General features: G+C 72.1%; 9 protein-coding genes and 1 pseudogene. 8 read left to right on the forward strand and 2 right to left on the reverse strand.

Going from position 1 to position 7,491, the window contains the following annotated elements; all coding sequences use genetic code 11:
* Positions 1-169: 169 nt before the first annotated feature.
* Positions 170-1,111: a type II secretion system F family protein gene (locus tag ACI792_RS20755; RefSeq protein ID WP_456604255.1), complete on the forward strand. Its 942-nt coding sequence runs from the start codon at positions 170-172 to the stop codon at positions 1,109-1,111.
* Between the two features lie 64 nt (positions 1,112-1,175).
* On the forward strand, positions 1,176-2,084 hold the full coding sequence (locus ACI792_RS20760) for a type II secretion system F family protein (RefSeq protein WP_456604256.1): 909 nt from the start codon (positions 1,176-1,178) through the stop codon (positions 2,082-2,084).
* On the opposite strand, the gene ACI792_RS20765 is transcribed toward ACI792_RS20760, so the two are convergent.
* Both ACI792_RS20765 and ACI792_RS20770 read right to left on the reverse strand, forming a co-directional pair.
* Positions 2,074-2,886 carry an HTTM domain-containing protein gene (locus tag ACI792_RS20765; RefSeq protein ID WP_456604257.1) on the reverse strand — a complete coding sequence of 271 codons (813 nt, stop codon included), beginning with the start codon at positions 2,884-2,886 and terminating at the stop codon, positions 2,074-2,076. The genes ACI792_RS20760 and ACI792_RS20765 overlap by 11 nt on opposite strands.
* Positions 2,877-3,185: a hypothetical protein gene (locus ACI792_RS20770; protein ID WP_456604258.1), complete on the reverse strand. Its 309-nt coding sequence runs from the start codon at positions 3,183-3,185 to the stop codon at positions 2,877-2,879. The genes ACI792_RS20765 and ACI792_RS20770 overlap by 10 nt, the downstream gene beginning before the upstream one ends.
* A gap of 306 nt (positions 3,186-3,491) precedes the next feature.
* Between ACI792_RS20770 and ACI792_RS20775 the strand changes: the two genes are divergently transcribed.
* The 6 genes and pseudogenes from ACI792_RS20775 to ACI792_RS20800 form a co-directional block, all read left to right on the forward strand.
* Positions 3,492-3,713 (forward strand): Flp family type IVb pilin, encoded by a 222-nt coding sequence (locus tag ACI792_RS20775; protein WP_456604259.1) that lies wholly within the window; start codon positions 3,492-3,494, stop codon positions 3,711-3,713.
* Between the two features lie 137 nt (positions 3,714-3,850).
* The gene (locus ACI792_RS20780; protein WP_456604260.1) at positions 3,851-4,204 is read left to right on the forward strand and encodes a TadE/TadG family type IV pilus assembly protein; all 354 of its coding nucleotides are present in this window, start codon (positions 3,851-3,853) and stop codon (positions 4,202-4,204) included.
* Positions 4,192-5,154 carry a pilus assembly protein TadG-related protein gene (locus ACI792_RS20785; protein ID WP_456604261.1) on the forward strand — a complete coding sequence of 321 codons (963 nt, stop codon included), beginning with the start codon at positions 4,192-4,194 and terminating at the stop codon, positions 5,152-5,154. Before ACI792_RS20780 ends, ACI792_RS20785 begins: the two co-directional genes overlap by 13 nt.
* Positions 5,155-5,188: 34 nt before the next feature.
* Complete coding sequence (gene cpaB, locus ACI792_RS20790) at positions 5,189-5,986, forward strand: Flp pilus assembly protein CpaB (protein ID WP_456604262.1); 798 nt, start codon at positions 5,189-5,191, stop codon at positions 5,984-5,986.
* Positions 5,983-7,173: an AAA family ATPase gene (locus ACI792_RS20795; RefSeq protein WP_456604263.1), complete on the forward strand. Its 1,191-nt coding sequence runs from the start codon at positions 5,983-5,985 to the stop codon at positions 7,171-7,173. Before cpaB ends, ACI792_RS20795 begins: the two co-directional genes overlap by 4 nt.
* Positions 7,173-7,491: pseudogene (locus ACI792_RS20800) on the forward strand (CpaF family protein); the annotation flags it as partial. The gene ACI792_RS20795 and the pseudogene ACI792_RS20800, both read left to right, overlap by 1 nt.

The following is a 7,491-nucleotide window of genomic DNA, read 5'->3' on the forward strand; positions in this document are numbered from 1 at the left end:
ACTACTCCGCCGGGGTCGACCCGGTCACCGGCCGCTTCCTGGGCAAGCCGGTGCCCACCGGTGTCCGCCCCCGCTTCACCGACCGCTTCACCGACATGGGCATCACCCTCTCCCCCCGCGTCTTCGGCGTGGCCGAGCCGGCCACCGCGGCCCGACGGAGCTGGGGCTGATGTCGCCGGTGCTGCTGCTCGCCGGGCTGGTCGCGGTGGCCGGCGGCGTCTTCCTCGTCGCCGTCGCCGTGCTGCCGGCCGGGCCGCCGCGGGTGCCGTTGAGCCGGGTCGACCCGACAGCGGCGCCGACGACCTCGGCGCTGTCCGGGATGGGGTCGGCCGCAGGCGTCGCCGTCGGCCGCGTGCTCGCGCGGCGAGGCTGGGCAGCGTCCGGCGCGATGACGCTCGAGCAGGCCGGCGTCGCGATGCAGCTGACCGACTTCGTCCTGGCGGTCGGACTCGTCGCCACCGTCGCCGCCGTGCTCGGGGCGCTGGTGGGCGGGCTCGTGCTCGGTCTGCTGCTCCCGATCGTGGTCGTTCTGGGTAGCCGGGTGCTGCTGCGGTTCAGGGCCGGGCGGCGGCGGGCCGCGTTCGCCGACCAGCTCGACGACTCGCTGCAGCTGATGGCCAGCAGCCTGCGCGCCGGGCACAGCATCCTCCGGGCGATGGACTCCGTCGCCACCGAGGCTGACGCCCCGACGTCGGAGGAGTTCGCCCGGATCATCAACGAGACCCGCGTCGGCCGGGACCTCACCGACGCTCTCGACGAGGTCGCCGAGCGGATGGGCAGCGAGGACTTCACCTGGGTGGCCCAGGCCATCGCCATCCAGCGCGAGGTCGGCGGCAACCTCGCCGAGGTGCTGGACGCCGTCGGCGACACCATCCGGGAGCGCAACGCCATCCGCCGCCAGGTCAAGGCGCTCTCCGCCGAAGGGAAGCTCTCCGCGACCGTGCTCATGGCCCTGCCCTTCGGCATCACCGTGTTTCTCTCGCTCACGAATCCGAGCTATCTCTCGGCGTTCACCGAGAGCCTGGCCGGCTACACGATGCTGGGGGTCGCGGCCGTCATGATGCTGGTCGGCGGCCTGTGGCTGAAGAAGACCGTGGCGATCCGGTTCTGATGACCATCGCTGCTTCGCAGGGGAACCGGACCACGGTCCTCGTCGTCACTCCGCAGGAGGACCCGTGCTGATCCCGGCCATGCCCGGTCCGGTCCTGGCCGCCGTCGCCGCAGTGGCTCTCGGTGTGCCGATCCTCGGCTGGGCCTGCCTGCCCCGCACCCACGGCGTGGCCGCACAAGCGCAGGCGAACCTGGCGCGCGGACTCGACGTCCCCGGCGGTGCGGGGCAGCGGAGTAGCCGAACGCGCCTCGGTCCCGCCGCGCGCCTCGTTGGCTACCTGACCCCGCGAGGGACGACGGACCGGCTCAACCGGCTGGCGGGCGCCGCCGGCCGACCGGCCGCCTGGCCGGTGGCCAAGCTGGTCGCGGCGAAGCTGGTTCTCGCGATGGTCGCCGGGGCTCTGAGCCTGCTGGTGCTCAGCGCGCAGCCGAGTGCGCTCGGCGGGTTGTTCGGCGGGACGGTGACCCTGGTCGCGTACTTCGTCCCCGAGTTGCTGCTGTACAGCCGGGGCCAGGAGCGCCGGCAGGCGATCGGCCTGGAGCTGGCCGACACCCTCGACCAGATGACCATCGCGGTGGAAGCCGGGCTCGGCTTCGAGTCGGCCATGGCGCGCGCCGCGAAGAACGGGAAGGGCGCGCTGGCCGAGGAGCTCACCCGGACGCTGCAGGACATCGCCGTCGGCCAGCCGCGCCGCGACGCATACCTGGCCACGGCGGAGCGCACCGGTGTCCAGGACCTCCGCCGGTTCATCCGAGCGGTGGTGCAGGCGGACGCCTACGGCGTGTCGATCGCCGACGTACTGCGCACCCAGGCCGCCGAGATGCGCCTCAAGCGCCGCCAGCGCGCGGAGGAGAAGGCCATGCAGATCCCGGTCAAGGTGATCTTCCCCCTCATCCTGTGCATCCTGCCGACCTTGTTCATCGTGCTGCTCGGGCCCGCCGCCATGGACATCGCCGAGGCCTTCAGCGGCTGACCGGCTCGGCCTCGTCCGAAGTACCCGGGCGGGAATCCGCGGGAGCCGTCACCATGACGTCCGGGCGATGCAGGAAGAGGCCGTACAGGCACAGGCATGTGAGCCCGAAGGCCGTCAGGGGGACGGTCTGGTCCTCCAGCAGCACGACGATCGAGATGTGCAGCGCGACGCCGAATGTCGCGGCGGCCCGCACCGTCGACCGGTGCCAGAGACCGAACGCCAGGAACAATTCCCCCGCCACAGTGCCCGCGGCCATGAGGGTGAACAGCCACCACGGAAGAGGCATCCAGACCCACAGCGACAGCGGAGCCCCGGACAGGAAGACGACGTTGACCTTGCTGATGGCGGCGAAGAAGTAGCACACCGACAGCTGGGACATCATCAGGAGCTGTGGCCACCACGGCACCGGCCCCGCGCGCGAGGACAGCGACCACGCCGCATCGGAACGAGCGAACACCAGGTAGGCGACGAGGAGGGTGCCCAGCAGCCGGTGGCTGCTGTACGTCTGCTGGTCCCACAGGAACACCCCGACGTTGAGCGCCACCGTCGCGACGGCGGCCGTCGTCGTCCGCCAACCCACGGTGAGGGCTACACCCGCCACGACGGCCGCAACCAGGTAGACGTGCGCTGCCAGTGGTGTCGGGCTCGGGATCACCCCGTGGACCGGTAGGGCGAGCTTCCCCCCGGCGATGCCCCGCAGTAGGACGTACATCTCGACGCTGTTGGCGATCGCGGCGATGCCCAGCCCGATCCGGGCCACCGCAACCGGCCGCGGATGGGCCTGGAGGGGGGTCAGCCGCACCGGACGGTCCTCTCCTGGTCCGGCTGCTCCACGGTCACCTGGACGGCTCGGGGGACGACATCGCACACGTACTCGGGCAGCACGGTCGTCCAGTCGAACTCCGGCCGCATGACACCGGCGAGCGACTCCTCCAGGTCGGGCGAGAACTCCCGGCCCCTCGCGTCGATCGCCGTCACCACGACGCCGCCCTGGGCCGAGTACATCTGGAACCCGAACCGCGTCGGTGGGGCGTCGAGGAGGGCCACCGCCGGCACGGTCACCTGCGCGCCGAGGACCGCGACCAGGGCCCACTCCCGCACGCCGGCCGGGCGACGGGATCTCAGGGGTCCAGGCAGGCGCATGCGAGCCATCATCGGGACGCCGAAAGCCTTCCTCGTGCAGCGACACCCGTGCGCGCGCGGCGGGATGTGACGGCCGCTCAGCACTCCGGCTACGTTCCGTGGTCACCCTGACGGTGCGCATCTGCCTCGAAGGGGGGAGAAGTGCGTCACCCACTCGGTGGTAACCCCTGTTCCGACCACTCTCCGTGACTGCAGTCTCCTTCCAGCCGCGAGGGCGGGCCACGAGGCCCTACCCGGTTCGGCGACACGGGGGGAGAACCCACCATGCTCAGCCTCTACACCAACCTCGTCTGCCTGGCCGCCGTCGCCCAGGACCGCCTGAAGAAGGACGAGAAGGGCGCCACCGCCGTCGAGTACGGCCTGATGGTCGGCCTGATCGCGGTCGTGATCATCGTCGCCGTGACCGCGCTCGGCGGTCGCCTGGACACGCTGTTCCGTTCGATCGTCACCAGCCTGGGCGGCACGCTCCCCGGCGCCACGCCCTGACCTCAGCGCCGCGCTCCGTGGTCGGCGGTGCGGCGGCCGTCTGGTCGCTGCGCCGCTGACCGCGGCACACAGGTCGCAGATACACCAACCGGGGGGAAGTCGTGGGGGAGATGCGTTCAGAGCGTGGTGCGGCAGCGGTGGAGTTCGCGCTGATTGTGCCGCTGCTGATCGTCCTGGTGCTCGGCATCGTGGAGTTCGGCCGCGCCTTCCAGGTGCAGGCCACGCTGGCCGCCGCCGCCCGTGAAGGCGCGCGGGTCCTGGCCCTCCAGGGCGACGAGGCGGCCGTGGAGGCGGCGGTGCAGTCCGCCAGCACCTCCCTGAACCCCGGCGTCACCTCCGGTGGCGTCACCGTCTCGCCGGCCACGTGTGACGGGGCACCTGCCGGCACCAACGCCATCGTCACCGTCACCTATCCGATGCCGTTCCTCACCGGGTTCCTCGGCGACACCATCACCCTGGACGCGGACGGGGTCATGCGATGCAACGGCTGAGCGTCTGCCGCCGGCTGCACGGTGAACGGGGCGCTTCCGCCGTCCTGGTCGCCCTGCTCATGGTCCCGCTCCTCGGTTTCGGCGCCCTGGCCGTCGACATCGCCGCCGTCTACTCCGAGCGGCAGCAGCTGCAGAACGGCGCCGACGCCGCCGCGCTGGCCATCGGCCACGACTGCGCGGCCGCCCTGCCGGCCTGCGCGGACCGCCAGACGACCGCCGACTTCCTGACCAGCGCCAACTACGACGAAGCCGGTTCCGTCCACGGAACCCCGACGGTGACCCTCGGGGCCGACGAGGTCACCGTGGTCAACCCGGGGACGCAGGGCCACTGGCTCGCCCCGGTCCTGGGGTTCGAATCGACCGACGTCTCCGCCAGCGCCACCGTCCGGTGGGACGCCCCCGGTGGAGGAACCGCCGTCCTGCCGCTGGCCTTCTCCTGGTGTGCCTTCGATGCGCAGACCGACGGGGGAACGCCGACCGGCACCGACCCGATCGTGATCGAGTGGACCAAGACCGACGACACGAATTGCACCGGGCCGTCGGGCCTCGAGGTCCCCGGGGGGTTCGGCTGGCTGGAGACCGACCCGGACGTGTGCGGGGCGACCTCCACGGTCGACGGGATCGTGGACTCCTCGCCGGGAGCGAGCGTCCCAGCGGAGTGCACGCCGGACTACTTCGCCGGCCTCGTCGGGACGACCGTGCTGCTGCCGATCTTCGACGAGTCCGGCGACACCGGCTCCAACGCCTGGTACCGGATCTACGGCTACGCCGCCTTCACGATCACCGGGTACAACTTCGCCGGCCAGTACTACAGCACCCCGAAGCCCTGCAAGGGCGAGGAGCGGTGCATCGCGGGCTACTTCACCGAGTTCGTCGACTCGACGGATGCCTTCACGCCTGATCCGACCGCACCCGATCTCGGCGCCGTGGCCGTCCGGCTCGTCGCCTGACTCTTCGAGCTCCATCCACTCAAGGGGGAAATGAGTGAACCGCCGCATTCTCGCCGCCGTGCTCGCGCTCGGTCTCGCGGTCGTGGGCACCGTCGTGCTGGTGTCCTACGTCCGCGGGGCCGACGCCCGGGCCCTCGAAGGGGTCCAGACGACCCCGGTCCTCGTTGTCACCGCGCCTGTGCAGGAAGGAACAGCCGCGGGAGAGCTGACCGGATCCGTCCGGCTGGAGCAGATCCCCGCCAAGGTGGCGGCCACCGGGAGCGTGAGCGACCTGGCCGACCTCGGGAACCGCGTGACGACCGTGGCGCTGCAGCCGGGTGAGCAGCTGCTGGCCAGCCGCTTCGCCGACGAATCCGCACTGCAGCCACCGGGCCTCGTGGAGGTGCCCCCGGGTTTCTCCGAGGTCAGCTTCCTGCTCGAGCCGCAGCGCGTGATCGGTGGCCGGCTGGCCGCCGGCGACGAGATCGGCGTCTACATCTCCATGGACCTCGAGGACGCCAACGACAAGAAGACCGGTACGACTCACTCCGTCCTGCACGGCGTCCTGGTCACCCAGGTGCAGGGGGCGCCGGCCCCTGCGGCGCCGGCCGAGGGCTCGACCGAGACGGCCGCGACCGGGACCGCCGCCCCGTCGAGCAGCCTCATGGTCACCGTCGCCCTGCCCGCCCGCGACGCCGAGAAGGTGGTGTTCGGCATGGAGCACGCCAGCGTCTGGCTCGCACTGGAGCCCGAGGGTGCGGACACCTCCGGCACCGGGATCGTCACGCAGAACAACATCTACGGTGACGCGCTCGCCGGCCTCACCGCCGCCAACGGGGGGTCGGAAGAGTGAGCGGCATCGTCCTCGCGGGGGGCACCCCGGACCTGATCGAGCGGCTGCGCGCCGCACGGCCCGACGTGGTCGTGCTGCCCCCGGGACGAGTGCCTCGGGAGCCGATCCGGCTGTTCGAGCAGTTGCCGGCCGGCGACCTGCCCGCCGTCGTCGTCCTCGGCCCCGCTGCCCCGGTCGAGGATGTCCTCGCGCTGGCCGGTGCCCTCGACGCCGCCTGGCCCGGGATCAGCGTCGTGCTCGTCGCCGCGCCCACCCCGGAGCTGTGGCCGGCCGTCATGCGCGCCGGCATCCGGGACGTCGTCGCACCGGACGCCGACGTTCCCGAGCTCCGCGAGGTCACCGAGCGGGCCGCGCTGGCGGCGCTGGGTCGCCGGCAGGTGCTCGGCCCGGTCGCCGGCCGGCCCTCGGCCCCCGGGCGGGTCATCTCCGTCCTGTCGCCGAAGGGCGGGGTCGGCAAGACCACCGTGTCCACGAACCTGGCCGTCGGCCTGGCCGCGGTGGCGCCGCAGTCGACCGTCGTGGTGGACCTGGACGTGCAGTTCGGTGACGTGGCCACGGCCCTCGGCCTGCAGCCGGAGTACACGCTGCCCGATGCCGTGCACGGCCGGGCCAGCGAGGACACGATGGTCTTGAAGACCTTCCTCACCCAGCACCCGAGCGGGCTGTTCGCGGTGTGCGGGTCGGAGTCGCCGGCGGCGGGGGACACGGTGACCGCTGACGACGTCAGCCGGCTGCTCGCGGCGTTGGCCCGCCAGTTCCGGTACGTCGTCGTGGACACCGCGCCCGGGCTGTCGGAGCAGACGCTCGCCGCCCTGGACAAGTCATCCGACGCCGTCCTGCTCAGCAGCATGGACGTGCCGGGCATCCGCGGGCTCCGCAAGGAGATCGACGTCCTCGGTGAGCTGGACCTGCTGCCCTCCGGCCGGCACGTGGTCATGAACTTCGCCGACCCGAAGCACGGCCTCGCCCTCTCCGACGTCGAGCTCGCTCTCGGTACGGGCGTCGACGTCGTGCTGCCGCGGTCGGCGGCTGTGCCGGCGTCCACGAACCAGGGCGTCCCGCTGCTGTCGATGGACCTCAAGCGCGACCCCGCCACCAAGGAGATGCGCCGGCTGCTCGAGCGGTTCGGGGTCGCGGCTGCTCCCAGGTCCAGCGGATTCTGGTCCCGTCAGAAGGCGGCCTCCTGATGCGCCTGGGCGAGCGGCTGGACGCGAGCCGCGGACGGGCGGCCTCCCGGCCGCAACCGGCCGGAGTCGCCGGCCCGGCGCCTTCCCTGCTTCTCGAGCCTCGCGCGGAGGTGATCGCCGACCGGCCGGTGGCGTCGTCCCCGACCAAGCCGTCGAGCCCCCGCCCGCCTGCGCCTGTGATGACGCCGGTGGATGCGTTGGGGCGGTTGAAGGACCGGGTGGCGAAGGCGTTGTTCGAGCGGATGGGTGCTCGGATGAGCGATCCGTCGCTGGCCGAGGAGCAGTTGCGCGCGCTGGTGCTGCGGGAGCTGGACGAGG

The organism is Blastococcus sp. SYSU DS0669 (assembly GCF_054050895.1).

Excerpts from the sequence above, each read along its gene's own strand:
- ACI792_RS20755 (WP_456604255.1), top strand. The coding sequence starts at position 170 with ATGTCGCCGGTGCTGCTGCTCGCCGGGCTGGTCGCGGTGGCCGGCGGC.
- ACI792_RS20785 (WP_456604261.1), top strand. The coding sequence starts at position 4,192 with ATGCAACGGCTGAGCGTCTGCCGCCGGCTGCACGGTGAACGGGGCGCT.
- ACI792_RS20775 (WP_456604259.1), top strand. The coding sequence starts at position 3,492 with ATGCTCAGCCTCTACACCAACCTCGTCTGCCTGGCCGCCGTCGCCCAG.